The organism is Azospirillum humicireducens (assembly GCF_001639105.2).
In the GTDB taxonomy this organism is placed as follows: Bacteria; Pseudomonadota; Alphaproteobacteria; order Azospirillales; family Azospirillaceae; genus Azospirillum; species Azospirillum humicireducens.
Genome location: NZ_CP028902.1, coordinates 612,640 through 635,083, shown reverse-complemented (window position 1 = coordinate 635,083; position 22,444 = coordinate 612,640). Strand labels below are relative to the sequence as shown.

At 68.4% G+C, this 22,444-nt stretch carries 20 protein-coding genes and 1 pseudogene; 8 read left to right on the top strand and 13 right to left on the bottom strand.

What is annotated here, in order from left to right; translation table 11 throughout:
- Positions 1-62 precede the first annotated feature (62 nt).
- From A6A40_RS17435 to A6A40_RS17415, 5 genes and pseudogenes are all read left to right on the top strand, one after another.
- A complete protein-coding gene (locus tag A6A40_RS17435) occupies positions 63-1,019 on the top strand; it encodes a LysR substrate-binding domain-containing protein (RefSeq protein WP_108547159.1) in 957 nt (318 codons plus the stop codon).
- A gap of 251 nt (positions 1,020-1,270) precedes the next feature.
- Positions 1,271-2,303: pseudogene (locus A6A40_RS17430) on the top strand (ABC transporter substrate-binding protein); the annotation flags it as partial.
- Between the two features lie 46 nt (positions 2,304-2,349).
- Entirely contained in the window at positions 2,350-3,423 is a 1,074-nt protein-coding gene (locus A6A40_RS17425; RefSeq protein ID WP_108547158.1) for an ABC transporter ATP-binding protein, read from the top strand.
- Complete coding sequence (locus tag A6A40_RS17420; RefSeq protein WP_108547157.1) at positions 3,420-4,358, top strand: ABC transporter permease; 939 nt, start codon at positions 3,420-3,422, stop codon at positions 4,356-4,358. Before A6A40_RS17425 ends, A6A40_RS17420 begins: the two co-directional genes overlap by 4 nt.
- Positions 4,355-5,155 (top strand): ABC transporter permease, encoded by an 801-nt coding sequence (locus tag A6A40_RS17415; RefSeq protein ID WP_098736848.1) that lies wholly within the window; start codon positions 4,355-4,357, stop codon positions 5,153-5,155. Before A6A40_RS17420 ends, A6A40_RS17415 begins: the two co-directional genes overlap by 4 nt.
- A gap of 69 nt (positions 5,156-5,224) precedes the next feature.
- Here the strand turns inward: A6A40_RS17415 and A6A40_RS17410 are convergent, their stop codons facing one another.
- From A6A40_RS17410 to A6A40_RS17375, 8 genes are all read right to left on the bottom strand, one after another.
- Positions 5,225-6,013, bottom strand: a complete 789-nt coding sequence (locus A6A40_RS17410) for an SDR family NAD(P)-dependent oxidoreductase (RefSeq protein ID WP_108547156.1) — start codon at positions 6,011-6,013, stop codon at positions 5,225-5,227.
- A gap of 77 nt (positions 6,014-6,090) precedes the next feature.
- Positions 6,091-7,227, bottom strand: coding sequence for an alpha-hydroxy acid oxidase (locus A6A40_RS17405; protein WP_108547155.1), 1,137 nt, complete (start codon positions 7,225-7,227; stop codon positions 6,091-6,093).
- Between the two features lie 30 nt (positions 7,228-7,257).
- Complete coding sequence (locus A6A40_RS17400) at positions 7,258-8,136, bottom strand: IclR family transcriptional regulator (RefSeq protein ID WP_108547154.1); 879 nt, start codon at positions 8,134-8,136, stop codon at positions 7,258-7,260.
- 124 nt (positions 8,137-8,260) lie between these two features.
- Positions 8,261-9,193 carry a dihydrodipicolinate synthase family protein gene (locus A6A40_RS17395; RefSeq protein WP_108547153.1) on the bottom strand — a complete coding sequence of 311 codons (933 nt, stop codon included), beginning with the start codon at positions 9,191-9,193 and terminating at the stop codon, positions 8,261-8,263.
- Positions 9,194-9,229: 36 nt separating this feature from the next.
- Positions 9,230-11,017: an ABC transporter permease subunit gene (locus tag A6A40_RS17390; RefSeq protein WP_108547152.1), complete on the bottom strand. Its 1,788-nt coding sequence runs from the start codon at positions 11,015-11,017 to the stop codon at positions 9,230-9,232.
- Between the two features lies 1 nt (position 11,018).
- Positions 11,019-12,146: an ABC transporter ATP-binding protein gene (locus A6A40_RS17385; RefSeq protein ID WP_108547151.1), complete on the bottom strand. Its 1,128-nt coding sequence runs from the start codon at positions 12,144-12,146 to the stop codon at positions 11,019-11,021.
- 76 nt (positions 12,147-12,222) lie between these two features.
- Complete coding sequence (locus tag A6A40_RS17380; protein ID WP_108547150.1) at positions 12,223-13,305, bottom strand: ABC transporter substrate-binding protein; 1,083 nt, start codon at positions 13,303-13,305, stop codon at positions 12,223-12,225.
- A gap of 65 nt (positions 13,306-13,370) precedes the next feature.
- Complete coding sequence (locus tag A6A40_RS17375; RefSeq protein ID WP_108547149.1) at positions 13,371-14,792, bottom strand: FAD-binding oxidoreductase; 1,422 nt, start codon at positions 14,790-14,792, stop codon at positions 13,371-13,373.
- Positions 14,793-15,084: 292 nt separating this feature from the next.
- Between A6A40_RS17375 and A6A40_RS17370 the strand changes: the two genes are divergently transcribed.
- Positions 15,085-16,023 (top strand): exonuclease domain-containing protein, encoded by a 939-nt coding sequence (locus tag A6A40_RS17370; RefSeq protein ID WP_108547148.1) that lies wholly within the window; start codon positions 15,085-15,087, stop codon positions 16,021-16,023.
- Between the two features lie 239 nt (positions 16,024-16,262).
- On the opposite strand, the gene A6A40_RS17365 is transcribed toward A6A40_RS17370, so the two are convergent.
- Complete coding sequence (locus A6A40_RS17365) at positions 16,263-16,892, bottom strand: superoxide dismutase (RefSeq protein WP_108547147.1); 630 nt, start codon at positions 16,890-16,892, stop codon at positions 16,263-16,265.
- A gap of 97 nt (positions 16,893-16,989) precedes the next feature.
- Between A6A40_RS17365 and A6A40_RS17360 the strand changes: the two genes are divergently transcribed.
- A complete protein-coding gene (locus A6A40_RS17360) occupies positions 16,990-17,688 on the top strand; it encodes a helix-turn-helix transcriptional regulator (protein WP_108547146.1) in 699 nt (232 codons plus the stop codon).
- A gap of 177 nt (positions 17,689-17,865) precedes the next feature.
- Here A6A40_RS17360 and A6A40_RS17355 read toward each other — a convergent pair whose 3' ends face one another.
- The 3 genes from A6A40_RS17355 to maiA form a co-directional block, all read right to left on the bottom strand.
- Positions 17,866-18,537, bottom strand: a complete 672-nt coding sequence (locus A6A40_RS17355) for a TerC family protein (protein WP_108547145.1) — start codon at positions 18,535-18,537, stop codon at positions 17,866-17,868.
- Positions 18,538-18,892: 355 nt separating this feature from the next.
- Entirely contained in the window at positions 18,893-19,591 is a 699-nt protein-coding gene (locus A6A40_RS17350; protein WP_108547144.1) for a fumarylacetoacetate hydrolase family protein, read from the bottom strand.
- Between the two features lie 29 nt (positions 19,592-19,620).
- On the bottom strand, positions 19,621-20,259 hold the full coding sequence (gene maiA, locus A6A40_RS17345) for a maleylacetoacetate isomerase (protein WP_108547143.1): 639 nt from the start codon (positions 20,257-20,259) through the stop codon (positions 19,621-19,623).
- A 122-nt stretch (positions 20,260-20,381) separates the two neighbouring features.
- Between maiA and A6A40_RS17340 the strand changes: the two genes are divergently transcribed.
- Positions 20,382-21,149 carry an IclR family transcriptional regulator gene (locus A6A40_RS17340; RefSeq protein WP_108547142.1) on the top strand — a complete coding sequence of 256 codons (768 nt, stop codon included), beginning with the start codon at positions 20,382-20,384 and terminating at the stop codon, positions 21,147-21,149.
- On the opposite strand, the gene A6A40_RS17335 is transcribed toward A6A40_RS17340, so the two are convergent.
- Positions 21,109-22,389 carry an NAD(P)/FAD-dependent oxidoreductase gene (locus A6A40_RS17335; protein ID WP_108547141.1) on the bottom strand — a complete coding sequence of 427 codons (1,281 nt, stop codon included), beginning with the start codon at positions 22,387-22,389 and terminating at the stop codon, positions 21,109-21,111. The genes A6A40_RS17340 and A6A40_RS17335 overlap by 41 nt on opposite strands.
- Positions 22,390-22,444 lie beyond the last annotated feature (55 nt).

Below are 22,444 nucleotides of genomic sequence, written 5' to 3'. Positions count from 1 at the left end.
AGATCGAAGGGGTGTTTCATGACTGAATGTTATGTTGTGGTTGGCGGCCAGGGACCGGCGCCATGATCAATCCGCGCCAGATCGAGGCCTTCCGCGCCGTGATGGTGACCGGCGGCATCACCGCCGCGGCCGAACTGCTGAACATCTCCCAGCCCGCGGTCAGCCGCCTGATCAGCGACCTGCAATATGCCTTGAAGCTGACGCTGTTCGAACGGCGCGGCCCCCGGATCGCGCCGACCAGCGAGGCGATCTCGCTCTATCAGGTGGTCGACCGCGCCTTCGTCGGGCTGGAACTGATCGAGCAGACGGCGCGCGATCTGACCGCCCGGCGCAGCGGGGCGTTGCGGGTGGCGGCGATGCCGGCGCTGGGCGTGGGATTCCTGCCGCGCTACGTCGCGCGCTTCCTCAGCGAACGGCCGCGGGTGGACATCGCGCTGCGCGGCAGCACCTCGCCCATCATCCTGGACTGGGTGGCGACCGGCCAGTGCGAGCTGGGATTCGCCCACACCCCCATCGACCATGCGGCGGTGCTGACCGAGAAGATCCCCGGCATTCCGGCCGTCGCCATACTGCCGCCCGGCCATCCGCTCGCCACCAAGGATGTGCTGGTCCCGAAGGATTTCGAGGGGGAGAGCTTCATCTCCACGACCCCGCCGGCGCTGCTGCGCTCCCGCATCGACACCGTTTTCGCCGACCATGACGTGTCGCGGGTGATGCGGGTGGAAGCCCAGCTGACCATGAACGCCTGCGCCATGGTGGCGGCCGGCTATGGCGTGTCGGTCGTCGATCCCTTCACCGCCCAGGATTATGTCCCGCACGGCCTGATCGTCCGCCCCTTCGAACCGCGCATCGGCTTCGACATCGCCATCCTGCGCTCCGCCCAGGTGCCGCTGTCGATGATCGCCGAAGATTTTCTGACCGGCTTCATGGAGGAGGCGATGCGCTTCCGCGACCGCTTCCTTGGACCGGGCACCGGCACCGAAGCCGGTCCCCAACTCGTTCGGAACACGGAATTATAACATTACCGGATGAATGATGGCGGTTTTTCGATTTGACGGTTATGTGACCGCACCAGCACCCTTGGCCTGCGTCCTGGCCGCGACCTTCCCGAAAAACAGCCTGCAGCAACGGCGGCGGCAAGGAGAGGGACGGTAAAAGCGGCGATCCGGATCCGCAACGCGATGCGGTCCGAAGATCAGGCTCAGATGAAACCCCAGGACCGTGAACAGGAACCCCTGAACAGGGACCGAGGCTCAAGAGGAGAATGACGATGCGCTCCGTGATGTGCGGGTTGATGGCGACGGCGGCCCTGTGGTGCGGCATGGCCGCGGTCCAGAAGGCAGCCGCTCAGGACAAGACGCTCTATGTCGCCGCCTATGGCGGTTCCTTCGAGCAGACCATACGCAAGGACATCATCCCGGCCTTCGAAAAGGCGACGGGCGTGAAGGTCGAGTATGTCGCCGGCAACTCGACCGACAACCTCGCCAAGCTGCAGGCCCAGAAGGGCAACCAGCAGATCGACGTCGTCATCCTCGACGACGGCCCGATGTATCAGGCGGTGGCGCTGAACTTCTGCGCCGACCTGGAGAAGGCGCCGGTCTACGACCAGCTCTACGATCTGGCGAAGATGCCGTCGGGCAAGGCGATCAACTTCGGCGCGGTCGGCACCGGCATCGTCTACAACAAGGCATATTTCGACGAGAACAAGATCCAGGCCCCGACCTCGTGGAAGGACATCGAGGATCCGCGCTACAAGAAGAAGCTGGTGGTGCCGCCGATCAACAACAGCTACGGCCTGCACGCGCTGGTGATGATGGCCCGCCTGAACGGCGGCGGCGAGACCAACATCGAGCCGGGATTCAAGGAATTCAAGGATAAGGTCAACCCGAACGTGCTGGCCTACGAGCCGTCGCCGGGCAAGATGACCGAGCTGTTCCAGAGCAACCAGGCCGTCATCGCGGTGTGGGGCTCGGGCCGCGCCAAGGCGCTGGCCGACACCGGTTTCCCCGCCACCTTCGTCTATCCCAAGGAAGGCGGCATCGTGCTGGGCTCCGCCGCCTGCCAGATCGCCGGCAGCAAGAATGCGCCCGAGGCGCAGAAGTTCATCCAGCACATGCTGGGGGTCGAGGCGCAGACCGCGCTGGCCGTCAGCGCCGGCTTCGGCCCGGTGAACAAGACGGTCGAGCTGCCCGCCGACAAGCAGGCCGGCATTCCCTATGGCCCGGAGCAGGTCGGCAAGCTGCTGGTGGTGGATTGGGACACCATCAACAAGAACCGCGAAGCATGGAACAAGCGCTGGACCCNCGTGAGCGGGGGAGAGGGGGGATACAGCGAAAGGGAGACGACGGCATGGCTTATCTGGTTCTCGACCAACTGACCAAGCGCTTCGGAAACTGGACGGCGGTCGACAACGTCTCGCTGACCGTTGAGAAGGGCGAGCTGATTTCGCTGCTGGGGCCGTCGGGCTGCGGCAAGACCACCACCTTGCAGATGATCGCCGGCTTCCTCGACGCCGATGGCGGCCGGGTGATGCTGGACGGCCAGGATCTGCTGGCGAAGAAGCCGAACGAGCGCGGGCTCGGCATCGTCTTCCAGAGCTACGCCCTGTTCCCCCATATGACCGCGGCGGAAAACGTCGGTTTCGGGTTGGAGATGCGCAAGATCAATCGTGCCGACCGCGACCGCATGGTCGCCGACGCGCTGAAGCTGGTCGGGCTGGAGCAGTATGGCGACCGCCACCCCCGCCGTATGTCCGGCGGCCAGCAGCAGCGCGTCGCGCTGGCCCGCGCGCTGGTGATCAAGCCGAGCCTGCTGCTGCTCGACGAGCCCTTGTCCAACCTCGACGCCAAGATGCGCGAGGAGATGCAGATCGAGCTGCGCCGCATCCAGCGCACCGTCGGCACCACCATGATCCTCGTCACCCACGACCAGTCGGAGGCGATGGCGCTGTCCGACCGCGTGGTGGTGATGAACAAGGGCCGCATCCAGCAGGTCGCCACGCCGCAGGACGCCTACGACCGTCCGGCCAACGCCTTCGTCGCCAACTTCCTCGGCCGCACCAATCTGCTGCCGGGCATGGTCGGCAGCGGGGCGGCAGGAACCGTCATCACCGTCGCGGACAGCGTGTGGCCGGTGTCGCAGCCGGTGCCCGCTGGTCCGGGGGCGCTGGCCGTCCGGCCGGAGAAGATCGGCTTCGTCGATGCCGGCGGTCTCAGCGGCACCGTGCTGGCCCGCGTCTTCCAGGGCACGCAGTGGCTGTTCGAGATCGAGACCGCGGCCGGCCGCGTGATGGTGATCCGCCAGCATGACGGCTCGCCCCTGCCGGCGGAGCGCGAGCGGGTGATGGTCGGTTGGCGCCCGCAGGACATGGCGGTGATGCCTGCGGATCCTGATACGGTCTTCAATGCCCAGGAGGCGGCATGAGCATGGCGGCATCCACCGAAAGCCAAGTGCAGGCGACTGCCGCAAATCCCTCCACCCACGCACCGCCGCCGCGCCGGCCGCGCCGCTGGCCCTGGACGCCCTATCTGCTGAGCGCGCCGGGGCTGGCCCTGTTCGCGGTGCTGCTGCTGGTCCCGCTGGTGATGACCTTCCTCCTGTCGCTGAACAGCTTCAGCTTCTATGGCGGCATCGAAAATGTCTGGCAGCTCGGCAACTATGCCGACATCATCGCCGACGACTATTTCCACGAGGTCTTCCTGCGCACCTTCCGCATTGCCGCGGTGGTGACGATTCTCTGCGCGGTGTTCGGCGCGCCGGAGGCCTACATCCTGCGCCGGATGAAATCGCCCTGGCGCGGCCTGTGCCTGCTGATCGTGCTGGGGCCGCTGCTGATCTCGGTGGTGTCGCGGACGCTGGGCTGGGCGCTGCTGTTCGGCTCGACCGGGCTGGTCAACCAGGGGCTGATGGCGCTGGGGCTGATCGCGACGCCCATCGAGTTCATGTATACCGAGACCGGCGTGATCATCGCGCTGACCCATGTGCTGGTGCCCTTCATGGTGCTGTCGGTGTGGGCCTCGCTCCAGCGGCTCGACCCGCAGGTGGAGAATGCGGCGCTGTCGCTGGGCGCCGGGCCGCTGACGGTGATGCGCCGGGTGGTGCTGCCGCAGATCGTGCCGGGCATCCTGTCGGGGTCGATCATCGTCTTCGCGCTGGCGGCCAGCGCCTTCGCCACCCCGGCGATCATCGGCGGGCGGCGGCTGAAGGTGGCGGCGACTCTCGCCTATGACGAATTCCTGAACACGCTGAACTGGCCGTTGGGCGCCACCGTGGCGGTGCTGCTGCTGATCGCCAACATCGTCATCATCGTCGGCTGCAACCGGCTGGTCGAACGTCGCTACAAACAGGTGTTCGAATGAACCGCAACGGCCCGCTCGCGCTGATCTTCCACGTCCTGTTCCTGGGCTTCCTGCTGGCGCCGATCCTGATCGTCTGCGCCGTCGCCTTCACCTCGCAGGGCTATCTGTCCTTGCCGACCGAGGGACTGTCGCTGCGCTGGTTCCGCGCCATCGGCGACAATCCGGAATTCATCCGCGCCTTCAAGGACAGCCTGCTGCTGGGGGCGGTGTCCTCCACCCTGGCGATCCTGGTGGCGGTGCCGGCCGCGCTCGCCATCGCGCGCCACCAGTTCTTCGGACGCGAGGCGATCCAGGCGCTGTTCCTGTCGCCGCTGATGGTGCCGCACATCGTTCTCGGCATCGCCTTCCTGCGCTTCTTCACCATGATCGGGCTGGGCGGCACCTTCGCCGGGCTGGTGCTGAGCCATGTCATCATCATCCTGCCCTTCGCGCTGCGGCTGATCCTGGCGGCGTCGACCGGCATGGACCGGGCGGTGGAGAATGCGGCGGCGTCGCTGGGCGCGTCGTCCTGGACCTGCTTCCGCCGGGTGACGCTGCCGCTGATCCTGCCGGGTGTCGCCAGCGGCTGGGTGCTGGCCTTCATCAACAGCTTCGACGAGGTGACGATGACCGTCTTCATCGCCTCGCCGGAGACGACGACCCTGCCGGTGCGCCTGTTCCTCTACATCCAGGACAACATCGACCCGCTGGTCGCCGCGGTGTCGGCGGTGCTGATCTTCCTGACGGTCGCCGCCATGCTGGTGCTCGACCGCGTCTATGGGTTGGAACGGCTGCTGGTCGGCAAGGGCCGCGACTGATCGGCGCGCATCACCGCCGGCGGCGAGCGCCGCCAGCGGTGCAACCGCCGACCTTGCGGCCAGTGTTTCTCAGGCCGGCGTTTCGCGGTGGATCTTGAACGGTGCCCAGGACTGGCTGACCGGCATGATCTCCACGGCGTTGATGTTGACGTGGGGCGGCAGCGACACCACCCAGCGTACCGTCTCGGCGATGTCCTCGGGCTGCAGCGGGTTGGCCCCGCCATAGAGCGCGTCGTAGGCCGCCTTGTCGCCGCCGGTGCGCACCAGCGTGAATTCGCTTTCCGCCAGCCCCGGCTCGATGGAGGTCACGCGCACGCCCTGCGCCGACAGATCGCTGCGCAGGCCGAGCGAGAACTGCCGTACGAAGGCCTTGGTGCCGCCATAGACGTTGCCGCCGGGATAGGGCCAGTTGGAGGCGACCGACGCGAGGTTGACGATCAGCCCGCGCCGGGCGATCAGCCGGTCCAGCAGCAGCCGGGTGATCGTCACCAGCCCGGTGACGTTGGTGTCGATCATGGTGCGCCACTGGTCCAGGTCGCAGTCCTGCGCCGCTTTGGTGCCCAGCGCCAGCCCGGCATTGTTGACCAGGACCGAGATGTCGGCGAAGTCGTCCGGCAGCGAGGCCAGGGCCTCCCGCGTCGCTTTCTCGTCGCGGATGTCGAAGCACAGCGGATGGACCACCGCCGGTCCGCCCAGCGCCTCGACCAGCGCGTCCAGCCGGTCCTGCCGCCGGCCGGTGGCGACGATCCGCCAGCCCTCCGCCACCAGCCGCCGGGCGATGGCATCGCCGAATCCGGACGTTGCGCCCGTGACGATGGCGATTTTGGCCGTGGCGGTTTTCGGGGCGTTGTTCGACATTGTCCGATCTTTCCTCATGACGTTGGAGGCATCCGATTGATGCGCCACAGTATCATAAGCTTCGGAAAGATCTGCCTCTACCCCCGCAGTTCCGCGACCGTCCGGCAGCCGAGAAGGGCCATGGTCCGGTCCAGTTCGTCCTGCAGGATCGCCAACGCATGCTCCGCCCCCGCCTGTCCGCCGGCCGCGAGCCCGAACAGCGGCGCCCGGCCGAGCAGCACCGCCGCCGCTCCGGCGGCCAGCAGCTTGGCGGCGTCGCTGCCGCGCCGCACGCCGCTGTCGGCCAGCACCGTCATCCGGCCGCCGACCGCGTCCATGATCCGCGGCAGAACCGCAAGCGGCGAGGGTGCGCAGTCCAGGTTGCGCCCGCCATGGTTCGACACCACGATGGCCTCGACTCCGGCCTCCAAAGCGCGCTGCGCATCCTCCGGCGCCAGCAGGCCCTTCAGGATGATCCGTCCGGCCCAGCGGCGGCGCAGATCCGCCACATCGTCCCAGCTCACCCGGTCGCACAGCCGGATCCCATCATGGGCGGCGGCATCGGTGATGCGGGTGCGGAACTGCGGCGGATAATGGGCGTATCCCGGCCAGCCGCCGGCGGCCAGCAGGCGCAGCAGCACCCCGCCCGCCCAGGCCGGATGACGCGCAACGTCCAGCGCGCCGCGCAGGGATGGCACCACCGGCACGGTGAAGCCGTTGTGTCGGTTATACTCGCGTTTCGGCGAAACGGCGGTGTCCACCGTCAGGATCAGCGTGTCGACGCCGCAGGCGGCGACGCGGTCGAGCAGGGCATGGGTCAGGCTGCGGTCGCGCCAGACATAGAGCTGGAACCACAGCTCGGCCCCGGCCTCCGCGATGGCCTCGATGCTGGTGATCGACTGGGTCGAGACGCCGAAGGGAATGCCGGCGGCGCGGGCGGCGCGGGCCAGCAGCACCTCGCCGTCGTAGCGGACCAGACCGGCGGCGGCGGTGGGCGCGATGACGAAGGGCAGCGGGCGCTCGCGGCCGAACAGCGTCACGCCGGTGTGGCGTCCGCTGCAATCGACCAGCACCCGCGGCGTCAGCTCGGCATGATCGAAGCCGTCGCGCAGCCGGCGCAGGGAGGATTCGTCCTCGGTGCCGCGGTCGATGTACTCGAACAGGCCGCGCGGCAGGAAGCGGCGGGCCCGCTGGCGCAACTCGTCGATGTTCAGGCATGCCTGATGGGCCGCCATGGGGTCAACCGCCTCCTGTCGGGTTGGGCGCTATCGCGAATAGCCGCCGAATTTGTGGACGGAGATGGAGGCCGCCGCCACCTGCACATGGCGGGCAAGCTCCTGCTCGACCTGCTCGGGCGTCCAGCGCGTGGCGGGCACCGAAATGCTGAGGCCGGCCACCGCGCGGCCATGCTCGTCGGTGATGGCGGCACCGACGGAGATGTCGCCCATCACCGTCTCGTTGACCAGCAGTGCATAGCCCTTCTCCCCCGCCTCGCGTACGCGGGCGCGCAGCCGGTCGGGGTCGCAGACCGTGAAGGGGGTCAGCGGGCGCAGGTCGGTGCGGGCCAGGATGTCCTCCCGCTCCTCCTCCGACAGGCGCGACAGGATGGCGGTGCCGGACGCCGTGTAATAGGCGGGCAGGCGGCTGCCGACCATGAACTCGATGTTGACCAGATGCTTGCCGGGGAAGCGGGCGACGAAGACGATCTCGGCGCCGTCCAGCTCCTGCAGGTTGGTGGTCTCGCCGACGCTGCGGCTGATGTCGAGAAGATAGGGAAAGGCCTTCTCGATCAGCTCGTTGGCGCGCAGATAGTTGTAGGAGAACTGCAGCAGCTTCGGCGTCAGCGCATAGTTGCGCGTGCCGTGGACGCGGCGCAGATAGCCCAGCACCTCCAGCGTGTAGACCAGCCGCTGCGCGGCGCTGCGGTCCAGGTTGGCGGCCTTGGCGATCTCCGACAGCGGCATCTGCCGGTGCGGCCCGTCGAAGGCGTGGAGGATCTGGAAGGTCTTCTCGGTCGAGCCGACGAACAGCGAGGACTCGCGCGGATCGGCCTTCTTCGTGTCCGAATCCGCCTTCGTTGCACTCGTGCCCGTTTCCGTCACGGACTTTTCCGCCTTCGGCGTCCGTCCTGCTGTCCGCGTCATCGGCAATCCCCCTAAGACTTCCTCATCCGGCCGGGCCAGCGCCTTCACACCGTCGCCCGGCGCCTCCGCGCCAACGCATAGCATCCGGCGGACCGATTGCCACGCGTCGCGCGGTTGCCACCGATCATACCGGCTGGGCGGCCGGCATTCCCTCATAGGTGACGAGCAGGCGCGACAGCTCGCGCCGCAGCGACCGCTTCAGCGGCTCGGCCGGCTCGCGCAGCGGCGCCAGCATCGCCGGGGCCTCCACCCCGATCAGGTCCATCACCGCCTTCATCGGGCCGGGGTTGGTCTCGGCGAAGGCGAGGTTCATCATCGGGATCAGCGTGCGGTGGATTTCCAGCGCCTTGTCCAGCTTGCCGGTGGAGGCGAGGTCGTGGATCAGACGCCACGCCCGCGGCAGCAGGTTGGCCGTCACCACGATGCCGCCGCGGGCGCCGGCCGCGACATGCAGCGGGAACAGCGTGTCCTCGCCGCTCAGCACCGCAAAGGAGGAGTCCACCCCCGCCACCGTGCGCAGGAAATGGTACATGTCGGTGTTGCAGGCCTTCATGCCGATGATCCGCTCGTGCCGCGACAGCTCGTGCAGGATCTCCGGATCGACGGCGATGCGGGTGCGGTAGGGGATCTCGTAGATCAGGATCGGCACCGGCGATTCGTCGGCGTAGCGCAGGAAATAGTCGCGGATGCCGGCCTGCGTCGGGTTGGTGTAATAGGGGGTCAGCACCAAGAGCCCGTCCACACCGGCGGCGGCGAAATCGCGGCCCGCCGACAGCGCGTCGTAATAGCCGGTGTCGAGCACGCCGGCGATCACCGGCCCGCGCTTCTCTCCCGCGCCCGCCATCGCCTCCACCGACAGCTCGGCGAAGCGGATGCGCTGGTCCTTCGCCAGGGCGCCATACTCGCCGGTGCCGCCGAGCGGGACCAGCCCGTCGATCCCCTGGCGGAACAGCCAGGAGAACAGCGCCTTGGAGGCCGCCACGTCGATGGTGCCGTCGGCTGTCACCGGCGTCGGGGTGGCGGGCAGAATGCCGCGAAGCTTCGTGGCGTCAAGCATGTCTAATCCTTGGAAGAAGCGAGTGGTGAAGGTGGATTAGGCGGCGAGGCTGCGCCGCCGCAGCCGGTCCGCGACAGTGATCAGGGTGGCGACGAACAGCAGCAGCCCGGTCGACACCGCCGCGATGACGGGGGAGACCTGCAGCGTCACCTCGTCCCAGAACTGCTTGGGCAGCGTGGCGCTGAGGCCGCCCGACGAGAACAGCGAGATGGTCAGCTCGTCGAAGGAGGTGGCGAAGGCGAACAGGAAGGACGACAGCATGCCGGCCCCCAGGATCGGGAAGGTGACGTGCCGCAGCGCCGCCACCGGCCGGGCGCCCAGGCTCTGCGCCGCGAGGTCGAGCCGGGTGTCGTAGTTGCGCAGCACCGCCATCATGGTCATGACCACATAGGGCACGGCGACGACGGTGTGGCCGATGACCAGACCCAGGATCGTGCCGACCAGACCCATCTGGGCGAAGACATAGAACATGCCGACGGCGATGATCATGCGCGGCACGACGATGGGCGACAGGATGAAGGCCAGCATGGCGCCCTTGCCCCGCATCCGGCCGCGCACCATCAGGAAGGCGGCGGGAACGCCGATCGCCATCGACAGGAGGCCGGTGCCGAACGCCACCACGATGGAGCGCCACAGCGCCTGCATCCAGATCGGCGAGTCCAGCAGCTGCTGGTACCATTGCAGCGTGAAGCCCGACGGCGGCCAGGCGAGCCCGCCCTTGCCGAAGGACAGCGGGATCATCAGGAAGGCCGGCAGGCTGATCAGCACCAGCAGCAGCCAGACGAAGGCGGTCAGCGCAACCGGACGCTCGGACCGGCCGCGGATGGGGTGGCGGCGCGGCACCAGGCCGACCAGCGCATCGCTGGCGGAGCCCAGCGCGGCCAGCACGCGCCCGCCCAGCCGCCGCATGGCGGTGTCGCGGTTGCGCACCACCGCACTCTCGCCGGTCAGCGACGCGAAGCCGAAGACACGGTCGTACAGCACGAACACCACCAGCACGACCGTCAGCAGCAGCACCGAGATGGCGCCGGCCAGACCCCAGTTCAGCGTCTGCTGCACCTGATCGATGATCAGCTGGGTGATCATCGTCTCCTTCCGGCCGCCCAGCAGGGCGGGCACGATGAAGAAGCCGATGGCCGACACGAAGACCATGATCGCCGCAGCGGCGACGCCCGGCAGCGACAGCGGGAAATAGACGGTCCAGAAGGCGGTGCCGGGACGGGCACCCAGCGTGCCGGCGGCGCGCGGCAGGGTGCGGTCGATGTTCTCCATCACCGCCAGCATGGTCATCACCGCCAGCGGCAGCATGGCGTGCACCATGCCGACCAGCACGGCGCCGAAGCCGTAGAGCAGGTCGGCCGGGGTGTCGATGATGCCCAGCGACATCAGCGTGCTGTTGACGACGCCGTTGCGGCCCAGGATGACGACCCAGGCGAAGGCGCGCACCAGGAAGCTGGTCCAGAAGGACAGCAGCACCCAGAAGATCAGCCGGCTTTTCGCCGGCCCCTTGGCGATGGAGATCAGGTAGGCGACCGGATAGGCCGCGACCACCGCGACCACCGTCGTCGCCAGCGAGATCTTCAGCGTGATCCACAGGACGGTGATGTAGAGGCTGGAGGCGAACAGCTGGGCATAGGGCGCCAGCGTGAAGCCCTGGCCATTGTAGACGCTGAGCGCCAGCAGCTGCCCGACCGGGAAGACCAGAAAGGCGACGAGCAGCAGGACGAGCGGGGCGCCCATCAGCACCGGCTTGCGCCAGGCGGGCGGGGGCGAATGGCGTTTGGCGCCGGGGGCGTGGGTCATGGTCATGGACTGTCCGCTCATCTCACGCCGTCCCGGCCGCACGGGCGCTGTCGGCGATCCTGTCGGCGATCACCACGGCGTCCCGGCCGCTCCAGGACAGCGTCAGCACGTCGTCGATGCGCACCGCGTCGTCGTCGTTGCGGGTGGGGAAGGCGGCGACCAGCGGCGGCAGCTTGCCGTCCAGCGGCTCCATGTAGACCTTGGTCAGGCTGCCGGTGACCATCACCTCCGACACGCGGCCCTGAAGCCCGTCCGGAGCATTTCCGCCCTTGCGGGCGACCGTCAGGTTCTGCGGCCGCACCATCACGCGCACCTCGGTGCCCGGCGGCAGGTCGTTGCCGTTGGCGAGCGCCCGGCCGGACACGCCCAGCGTGCCGAGCCCGATCTCGACCTCGTCGCCGCTGCGGCGGCCCAGGGCGGCGGGCAGGATGTTGGATTCGCCCAGGAAGTCGGCGACGAACAGCGAACGCGGGCGGAAATACAGGTCGGCCGGCGTGCCCAGCTGCTCGATCCGCCCGGCATTCATCAGGCAGATGCGGTCGGACATCGTCATCGCCTCTTCCTGATCGTGGGTGACGTAGACGACCGTCGTTCCTAGCTCGCGGTGCAGGCGCTTGATCTCCAGCTGCATATGCTCGCGCAGCTTCTTGTCGAGCGCGCCCAGCGGCTCGTCCATCAGGATGATCGACGGCTTGTAGACCATGCAGCGGGCGAGCGCGACGCGCTGCTGCTGGCCGCCCGACAGCTCGCGCGGATAGCGGCCGGCGATATGCGGCAGATGCACCATCTCCAGCGCCTCAAGCGCGCGCCGCTTGGCCTCGGCCGCTCCCACCTTCCGCATCTTCAGCGGGAAGGCGATGTTCTCCTCGATGGTCATGTGCGGGAACAGCGCGTAGTTCTGGAACACCACGCCGATGTCCCGCTCGTAGGGTGGGGCGTAGGTCACGTCCTGCGAGCCGATGCGCACGCTTCCCTCGTCGGGCGGCACCAGCCCGGCCAGCAGGCTGAGCAGCGTCGTCTTGCCGGAGCCCGACGGACCGAGCAGCGTCAGGAATTCGCCGTCGGCGACGACGAGATCCGTCGGGGCGAGCGCCACGAAGTCGCCGTAGCGCTTGGCAAGACCCTGGACGGAAAGGCTGGAAGAAGACATGCGCGCCTCCTCGCGAAGGGGGTGGGGCCGAAGGNCGGGGGAGGGTTGGGGAGGGGGCAACAGGCGTTGCCTTGCCTCAGCTCAGCAGCCAGGCGTTGTAGCGCTCAAGACCCTTCTGCTGGTTCTTCAGCCAATAGTCGGCGTCGATGTGCAGGCCCTTCTCGATGTTGGCCGGGAAGGTCGGGCAATCGGCGGCGATCTTCGCGTCGATGTGCTTGAAGGCGTCGGGCTGGGTGACGCCGGCCGGGAAGAACTTCACCAGCTCGGCCTGCCGCTTGGGGTCGGAGGCGAACTTGATGAACTGGCGGCAGGCGTCGGCATTCGGCGTGCCGGCCAGGATCGACCAGCTGTCCAGGCCCCAGATGTTCTGGTCCCAGACGATGCCGACCGGCGCGCCGGCGGCGATGGCGGCCTGCGGACGCGACACCCAGGTCGGCACCATGTCGACCTCGCCCGACAGCAGCATCTGCTCGACCTGCGCGCCGCTGGTCCAGAACACCGAGATGTCCTTCTTGATGCGGTCCAGCGCCTTGAAGGCGCGGTCGAGGTCGCAGGGATAGACCTCGGCGGTCGGCACGCCGTCGGCCATCAGCGCCTGTTCGATGGTGTCGAACGGGTGCTTGCGCAGGGCGCGGCGGCCGGGGAAGTTGGCGACGTCGTAGAAGTCCTTCCACGAGGTCGGCGCCTTGCGGCCCTTGAAGGCGTCGGTGCGGTAGGCCAGCACGGTGGTGTAGACGTTGGTGCCGACGCCGTATTCCGACATGTACTGCTTGGGGATCGAGGCGACGGCCGGATCGGCCTCCAGCCCGTGCTTCTCCAGCAGCGGCTTGTCGCCGCCGGTCAGCATCAGGATGGCCGGCTGGCTGATCTTCGCCATGTCCCAGGTGTAGGACTTGGCTTCCACCATCGAGCGGATCTGCGCCGTCGGTTCCGCATTGGCCTGGACGCCGACCACTTCGATGCCGGTGGCGGCGGTGAAGGGCTTGTAGAACACCTCGCCATAGGCCTTGGTGTAGATGCCGCCGTCGTCGCGCACGACGATCCGCTTGTTCTGCGCGCGCGCCGGGCTCCAGATCGCCGGCATGGCAAGGGCGGATGCGCCGACGGCGCCGGCTTTCAGCAGGGTGCGGCGGGACCAACCGGATTGGCGGATGCTCATGTCGGAACTCCTCTTGGTGGGCCGGAACGGCAAAGGAACGGCGGAAGTTGGAACGGAAAGGATGCTCAGCCCGGCGGCAGCAGGCGGCCGGGGTTGAAGAGGTTCTGCGGGTCGAGCGCCTGCTTCACCGCGCGCATCAGCGCCAGTTCGGCGGCGGGCTTGTAGCGCGCCATTTCGCCCAGCTGGACGCGGCCGACCCCGTGTTCGGCGCTGAAGGTGCCGTTCAGTCGGGCGGCCTCGTCGTTCACCGCATGGCGGATGGCGGCGGCCAGCGCCTCGCGGTCGGCAATGGCACTCCACTCCTCGAAGGTGAAGAAGGGGATGAAGTGGACGTTGCCGTCGCCGAGATGGGCGACGACGATCGCCGGCAGATCCGGCGCCAGTGCCTGCACCGCGGCAGTGGCGGCGTCGATGAAGGCGGGCACCGCCGACAGCGGCACCGCGCAATCGGTGGTCAGGCCGACGCCGGCCTTCTTGTTGGCCTCCGACACGCTGTGGCGCACCTCCCACAGGGCGTGGCGCTGGGCGTCGCTGGCGGCGAGCGCCGCGTCGGTCAGCAGCCCGTCGCCGAAGGCGTCCTCCAGGATCAGCTGAAGTTCCGTGTCCAGCGCGTCGCCGTCGCTGTTGTCCGACAGCTCGATCAGCACATGCCAGTCGGCCGGCGTCTCGATCGGGCTGCGGCGGCCCGGAACCTGCTCCACCACCAGATCGAGCTGCAGGCGGTTGATCATCTCGAAGGCCGACAGCCGGGCACCGCAACGCTGCTGCACGCGGGTCAGCAGGGTCAGCGCATCGGCCGGCGACGCCATCCCGACCCAGGCGACGGCATGGCGCGTCGGCAGCGGATGCAGCTTCAGCGTCGCCGCGGTGATGATGCCCAGCGTGCCTTCCGACCCGATGAACAAATGCTTCAGGTCGTAGCCGGTGTTGTTCTTGCGCAGGCCGTACAGGCCGGACCAGATCGTGCCGTCGGCCAGCACCACCTCCAGCCCCAGCACATTGTCGCGCGTGTTGCCATAGCGCAGGACCGAGGTGCCGCCGGCGTTGGTCGCGATGGTTCCGCCGATCTGGCAGGAGCCTTCGGCACCCAGGCTGACCGGATAGAGCCGTCCCGCCGCCGCCGCCGCTTCCTGCACGGTGGCAAGCACGCAGCCGGCCTCGACCACCATCGTGCTGTTGACCGGGTCGATGCTGCGCACCGCGCGCATGCGCGCCAGATTGAGGATGACAGGGGCCGGGCCGCTTTCCCACGGGGTGGCGCCGCCGCACAGGCTGGTGTTGCCGCCTTGCGGCAGCAGCGGAATCCCGTGCCGGGCGCAGCAGCGCACCACCGCGGCCACCTGCTCGGCAGTCGCCGGGCGGACGAGGCAGAGGGCCGGCCCGCGGTAGCGCCCGCGCCAGTCTTCCGTCGCGGCCTCCAGGTCGGGTTTGGATGTCAGAACGGCGTCGGCGCCGACCAGGCCCGACAGCTCAGCGATCACGTCCACACGCGATCTCCTTGATCTGCATGGTGTCCGTCTTTGTAATCGCTATTCGATTACATCAACTGAAATATGATATCCTGTGATTGGTGCTCCAACAATCCACTTTTTGCGCAGAGGCGGAATTTTTAGTTAGGCACCGAAATATCGGGAACGGGAGCGATGGGGCGCCGGATCGGACATCGTGCGAACCACTGGACCTGCGACGGCAAGGACTCTCGACCTGGGGTGGCGGACCCGCCTATAGTCCGGGACCATGTGACGTGGCAGGGCCGTCCTTCCACGAGGGCGAGAGATCATGAGCCGTTTGATCGACGCAGTGCTTGCCCGTCCCTCGGCAGTGGCGAAGCCCGCGCAGACGCAGCCATCCACCCGCCGCTTCGTCGTCATCGACTGCGAGACCACCGGACTGTCGCCGGCCGGCGGCGACCGCATGGTCAGCTTCGCCGCCATCGAACTGGCGGAGGCGGCGCCGACCGGCCGCTGCCTCAGCCTCATCTTCAATCCGGGGCGCAAGTCGAACCCGCATGCGCTGAAGGTGCACGGGCTGCCGGATCACCTGCTGCGCCACCAGGAGCCCTTTCACAGCGTCGCCGGAGACATCCACGCCTTCCTGGAGGGTGCGGTGCTGGTCGGCCACAATGTCGGCTTCGACATCGAGTTCCTGCGGCACGAGTTCCGGCTCTGCGGCCGTTCCTGGGTGCCGGGCCAGTCGGTCTGCACCATGCAGCATGCCAGGGGGCAGGTGGCCGGGCGTGTGTCGCTCGATGCGGTGGCGACGCTGTTCGGCATCGATGCCGGCATCCGGGCGCGCTTCCACGGTGCCTTCGTCGATGCCGAGATCACCAGCCGCCTGTTCCAGAAAATGATCCTCGGCAGCGCCGAGATGCTCGCGGTTCCCCATCTGGCGCCGACCAACCAGATCGACCCGCCGCCGGTGGTTCGGAATCCCGCCACCCCGATCGCGCACGGCATCGCCGGCTATGCCTTCGCCGTCACCGGCGAGTTGACCGGCCTGTCGCGCGAGGCGGTGATGGCCCGCATCCTGGCGCTGGGCGGACATTGGCATCACAGCGTCCGCAAGGACACCGACTATCTCGTCGTCGGCCACGCCCCCGGCGCAACCAAGCTGGACACCGCCGCTGCCCGGCGCGTCAAATACGGCAAGCCCGACACCATCGACGAGGCGCAGTTCGTCACCATGGTCGCGGCCTCCGGCGCCGCGAAGCGCGGGTGACCGCAGATCGGCGCTTGACATGCGAATGATAATCGTTATCATATAATCATTCGAACGCACCTACAGCGGAAGCCAGCCGTCAGCCTCCCGAGCATGAACGTCAGCCACCGTCTTTTTCCGCTCCGGCAGCGTGCGTGCGAAACTCTTTGCTTCCAGCTTCCCGAACAGACGGACGGCGCCACGGTTTCCCGCGACGCCAGCCTGACCGTCGGATTTTCAAAAGCAGCGTCAGACGACGATCAACCAGCAGCGGTCGCGCCGGACGCTTGACCCAGCCGCGCGGCCACGGACTCCCAATCGACCAGCTGTTCCAGGAAGGCCGCGAGATAGTCGGGACGGCGGTTGCGGTAGTCGACGTAATAGGCATGCTCCCAGACGTCGCAGCCCAGCAGAGCGTGCCGGCCGTGCGCCAGCGGGTTCTCGCCGTTCGGCGTGCGCATCAGGGCCAGCCGCCCGTCCGCTTCCTCGGTCAGCCAGACCCAACCGGATCCGAACTGGGCGACCCCCTCCTTGACGAAGCCGTTCCGGAATGCCTCGACCGAGCCGAAGCTGTCGATCAGGCGGCGTTCCAGTGTGCCGGGAACCGCCCCGCCGCCGCCCGGCTTCATCCAGGACCAGAAATGGATGTGGTTCCAATGCTGGCCGGCATTGTTGAAAATCGCCTGGGCCTGCGGATCGGCGAAGGACTTCCGCACGACCTCTTCCAGCGGCAAGCCGGCGAATGCCGATCCCGGAACCAGCTCGTTCAGCTTGGCGACATAGGCGGCATGGTGCTTGCCGTGGTGGAGATTCATGGTTTCCAGCGACATCGCCGGTCCGAGCGCATCGGGAGCATAGGGCAGATCGGGCAGAACGAACGCAGCGGTCATCGGTTCCTCCTTCGCCAAGGCCGCCCGGCCATTGCGTTGGCAGTGCCGAGCGGCTAAAAATCAAAGTACGAACTTGGTTTATTGGGTGGCGGGTAATATGTCAAGCCGCAGCTTGGAAAATCATGCGTGGTCGCCGAGGACCGTGACCGACAAGCTGTTGACGGTCTTGAAGACGCAAGGCCCGCAAACCACGGCGGATCTGGGGCAGGCGCTCGGCACGACGGCGGAGAACATGCGCCAACAGTTGAGCCGGCTCGCGGCCGAAGGGCTGGTCGAGGCCCGTTCCCGCCCGCGCGGGGTTGGGCGGCCGGCCCAGGTCTGGCAGTTGACGGCGGCCGGTCACGCCCGCTTTCCGGATTCCCATGCCGATCTGGCGGCACAGCTGATCCGGAGCATCGCCGAAAGGCTGGGGCAGGAGGCGCTCGACAGTCTGATCGCGGCGCGCCGGGCCGACACCGAGGCCAATTACCTGGCCGAGTTGAAGGATGTGGTGCAGGTGAGGGACCGCGTTGCCCGGCTCGCCGCCATCCGCAGCCGGGAAGGCTATATGGCCGACTGGTGGGAGGAGGCGGACGGCTCGCTCCTCCTCGTCGAGAACCATTGCCCGATCTGTGCCGCCGCCAGTGCCGACCAGGGCTTTTGCCGGTCCGAACTGGCTGTCTTCCAGCAGGTGGTCGGATCCGATGCCCCGGTGCGGCGGGTGGAGCATATCCTGGCCGACGCCCGGCGCTGCGCCTACCGGATCGGGCCGGTTGCGGTTCAGGTTGCGGTTCCGGGGGATGCGGAGGACCGCTGACGGCGCGAAGAAAAGGCGCCAAAGAAAAAGGCCGCAGCCAAGACGGCGCGGCCTTCAGGTTTGGTTCAGGAGGAAGCGGATGAACCTATGGCCACTCTGGACCCGGCGGATTAACGCGGGGTGAATGGCCGATCAGGTCCGGTCCTGAACCGATGTCTTCATGCTCCCGTGCCGGCGTCACGCCAACTGGCGGAGAACCTCGTTGCTGCCGCGCCAGATCATGTCGAGGGCGACGTAGGTGATGATGACGAGGCCGACCCAGCCGATCCAGCGGTGCTTGTGCAGCGCATGGGCGATCATGTTGGCCGCCGCACCCATCAGCACGACCGACAGCACCAGCCCGATCACCAGGATGGTCGGGTGCTCCTTGGCGGCGCCGGCCACCGCCAGCACATTGTCCAGCGACATCGACACGTCGGCGACCACGATCTGCCAGATGGCCGCACCGACCGTGGTGGCGCCTGCCGCCGCGACGGCCGCGCCGCCGGCCGTACCGGCGACGCCGATGCCGCCGGATTCGGGCATGCTCATGGCTTCGTCCGGCGCCACCTCGTCCTCACCATGGCTGCGCAGTTCGCGGAACATCTTCCAGCACACCCACAGCAGCAGCACGCCGCCGGCCAGGGTCAGGCCGATGATGGCGAGAAGCTGCGTGGTGATGAGGGCGAAGAAGATGCGCAACGCGATGGCCGCGGCGATTCCCCAGAAGATGACTTTGCGGCGCTGGGCCAGCGGCACCGCGGCGGCGGCCATGCCGACGACGATGGCATTGTCGCCGGCCAGCACGAGATCGATGGCGATAACCTGAAGCAACGCCGCGAGGGCGTCGGCCGTGAACAGATCGGTCATAGATGCAGTCCTCTCACATCGGGCAAGAGAGTGGCATCCACGGGCCGATCCGGACATACGGTAAGGAACGCTGCCGGCAGGCACGGGGCGGGGCCACTCTGATCGTCTTTCCAGTCCGACATCACAGTTCTGAGAACTGTCAGAGGGGCCCGGCCTGGCAGGGCCGACCTTTAGACGAACGCTCCCGACATCGCAACTTCGGTTTCGCGGCAACTGGCATGCAGTGGACGGGGGCAGCGGACGGGGGCCGGCGCATGCCTGCCGGTCGTCGGTGTGGAGGACGGCGTGACAGCGGGGACGGGTCGGCGGGAAGCGGCTTTTTCCGCCCGATCCCGCCCCTGCTTCGGGTCCGCCGTCAGGCCGGCTCGCCGACGGTGAGGGCGATGCCGCCCAGCCCGGCGATGCTGCCCTCGATGCGGTCGCCCGGCTTGACGGCGCCGACGCCCTCCGGCGTGCCGGTGTAGATCAGGTCGCCCGGCTGCAGGTGGTAGAGGGTGGACAGGTGGGCGATCAGCTCCGGCACCGACCAGATCAGCAGGGTCAGGTCGGTGGACTGCTTCGTCTCGCCATTGACCCGCAGCTCCAGCCTGCCGCTGGCCGGATGGCCGCACTGCGCCACCGGGACGATCTCTGCCAGGACGGCCGATTCCTCGAAATCCTTGCCGATGTCCCAGGGCCGCTGCTTGGCGCGGGCGGCGAGCTGCAGGTCGCGCCGGGTCATGTCGAGGCCGCAGCCATAGCCATAGACCACGTCCAGCGCCTCGTCCCGCGCGATGCGGAAGGCCGGCTTCCCGATGGCGACGACCAGCTCCATCTCGTAATGATAATTCTCGGTCGCCGGCGGATAGGCGACGGTCGCGCCGCTCGGCACATAGGTGCTGGGGGACTTGGTGAAGTAGAAGGGCGCCTCGCGGTCGACCTCCACGCCCATTTCGCGCGCATGGGCCTCGTAATTGCGGCCGACGCAGAAGATGCGGTTGATCGGGAAACGGGCGTCGGTGCCGCGGACCGGTGCGGCGGGGATGGCGGCGGGGGCGAAGACGTAATCGGTCATCTCTGGATTTCCTCCGGTTTCGAAGACGGTCATTCGGCGTCGGGCTGGCGGCCGGGTTCGGCGGCCTGGAAGGCGGGCAGGGCTCGGGCCGCCGCGGCGATGCGGCGGATGGTGGGATAGTCGTCGAGCGGGCAGTTCATCCGTTCGGCGTTGAAGACCTGCGGGGCGAGGCAGATGTCGGCGATGGTCGGCGCGTCGCCGAAGCAGAAGGCGCCGACGCGGTCGTCGCCGGCCAGCATCGCCTCCAGCCCGCGGAATCCCTCCGCCACCCAATGGGCGTACCAGCCGTTGCGGGCCGCCTCGTCCTGGCCCAGCGCGTCGCGCAGGTGGTTGAGGATGCGCAGGTTGTTGACCGGATGGATGTCGCAGGCGACGGCGAGCGCCAGCGAGCGCACCCAGGCGCGGTCGAGCGGATCGCGCGGCAGCAGCGCCGGGTCGGGGTGGGTCTCGTCGAGATACTCGATGATGGCGAGCGACTGGGTCAGCGTCCGGCTGCCGGTCTCCAGCGCCGGCACGAGGCCCATCGGGTTGACGGCGAGATAGTCCGGCGCGCTCTGCTCCCTGCGGCGCAGGTGGATGAAGTGCCGCTCGGCGCTCAACCCCTTCAGGTTGAGGGCGATCCGCAGCCGGTAGGCCGCCGAGGACCGGAAATAATCGTAGATCTTCATGCTGGTTCCCTCCTCGATGATCGGTTCCTGGTCCGGAATGGGTGTTCCGCCGCCCGCCGGCGCGCTATGGTGCCGGCCCCCCGGCGGACGGGACGCCAGGGATTTCGGATGGGGCGGGCGGCATGACGACGAAGCGCAAGGGCATCCAATCGGTGGAGATCGGCATGGGCGTGCTCGACGCCGTGGTCCGGCTGGGCCGGCCGAGCAGCCTGACCGAGATCGCCAAGGCCAGCGAGATGTCGGTCAGCCAGGCCCACCGCTATCTCGCCAGCTTCGTGAACACCGGCTTCCTGCGGCAGGACCCGGCGACCACGCTCTACGATATGCACAGCGGCGCCCTGCGGCTCGGGCTGGCGGCGATGGCGCGGCTCGACGTGTTCGAACAGGCCGCCCTGATCGCGCAGGAGCTGGTGGCGGAGACCGGCCGCACCCTGCAGCTTGCGGTGTGGGCCGATCTGGGGCCGACCATCGTGCGCTGGTTTCCCGGATCGCCGCCGATCTACACCACGCTGACCATCGGCTCGCGCCTGCCGCTGACCCAGTCGGCGACGGGCAAGGTCTTCCTCGCCTTCCAGAACGAGAGTTTCGTCTCCGACGTTCTCCAGCGCGAGCTGGTGCGCGACCGCACCGACGGCCCGATCGACATCGACGCCATCCGCCGGCAGGTGCGGCGCGACCTGATCGCCGGGGTCGACGGCACCACCGTGCCGGGGCTGCGCGCCTTCGCCGGGCCGGTCTTCAACCTGCAGGGCCAGCTGGTGATGGTTGTCTCGGTCATCGCCTCGCAGACCTTCAAGACCGACGAGGACCCGGCGGTGAGGGAGCGGCTGATCGCCGCCTGCCGCGAGATCACGCATCGACTGGGCGGGCGCTGGCCGGAGCCGGCGTGAGCAGGGCGCGGGCCGCCCGCGCGTCGAACAGCTCGGCCCCGATCATCGTGGCCGGCAGCCTGACCCCGGCGGCGACCAGACGGCGGCAGACGCTCATGTCGCGGCCGGCATTGATCGCCGCCGCGCCGACCAGCCGGTCGTCGCCGTCCAGCATCAGGTAGAGCCGCCCGCCGGGCACCGCGGAGCGCTGCTCCACCACCCGGCCGGCCCCGCCAATCATCGTGTTGCCGATCATGGTGTCGCCGGTCAGCTGCACGTTCAGATCGTACTGGTCGGTCCAGAACCAGCCTGCCTCTCCCGGCGGGATCGCCTCGCCCAGGATGGTGGCCACGGCCCGCTCGGCGGTGACGTTGGCGTTCTGCCAGGTCTCGCAGCGCATCGGCCGTCCGTCCGGTCCCGGAATCGCCGCCATGTCGCCGACCGCCAGGATGTCGGGGTCGGAGCTGCGCATCCCGGCGTCCACCACCACCCCGTCGTCGGTGACCAGTCCGCAGTCCTGCGCCAGCGCCGTGTCGGGGGTGATGCCGATGCCGGCGACCGCGAAGTCGGCGCTGATCGTGCTGCCGTCGGACAGGGTGGCGTGCAGCCCGCCGGCATCCTCGCTCACCGTGCGCACGCGCACCCCGGTGCGGACCACCACCCCTTCCGCCGCGTGGCGTTCGGCGATGGCGGCGGCGACCGGTTCCGGGAAATTGCGGCCGAGCAGGCGTGACCCGACCTCCACCACCGTCACCGCCAGCCCACGCCGGCGCAGGGTCGCCGCCACCTCCAGCCCGATGACGCCGCCGCCGATCACCAGCACGCCGGCCGCCTTTTCCGCCCGCGCCGCGATGGCGCGGACATCCTCGACCGTGCGCAGCACCTGCAGGCGCTCCAGCGCGAAGGGCAGCTGTCGCGGCCGTCCGCCGGTGGCCAGCACCAGCCGCCCGTAAGGCAGGCTCCGGCCGTCGTCCAGCGCAACCACCCGGCGGGCGCGGTCGATGGCGGTGACCCGGCGGCCCAGCCGCAGCGCGATCCCCAGCCGCTCATACTCCTCCGCCGGGACCAGCAGCGGCAGCGGATGCTGTGGATCGGCCAGCATCTCCTTCGACAGCGGCGGCCGCTCGTAGGGAGGCAGCGTTTCCGCGCCCACCAGCGTCACCGGACCGGGAAAGCCGCGCTGGGCCAGCAGCAGCGCCACCCGTCCGCCGGCCTGGCCCGCCCCGACGATGACCACGCCCGCATCCATGCCTGCACTCATGCCCGTCTTCCTCCTTCGTGCTGTGAACCCCGCCTCCGCAGGCGGCTGGAGCCCT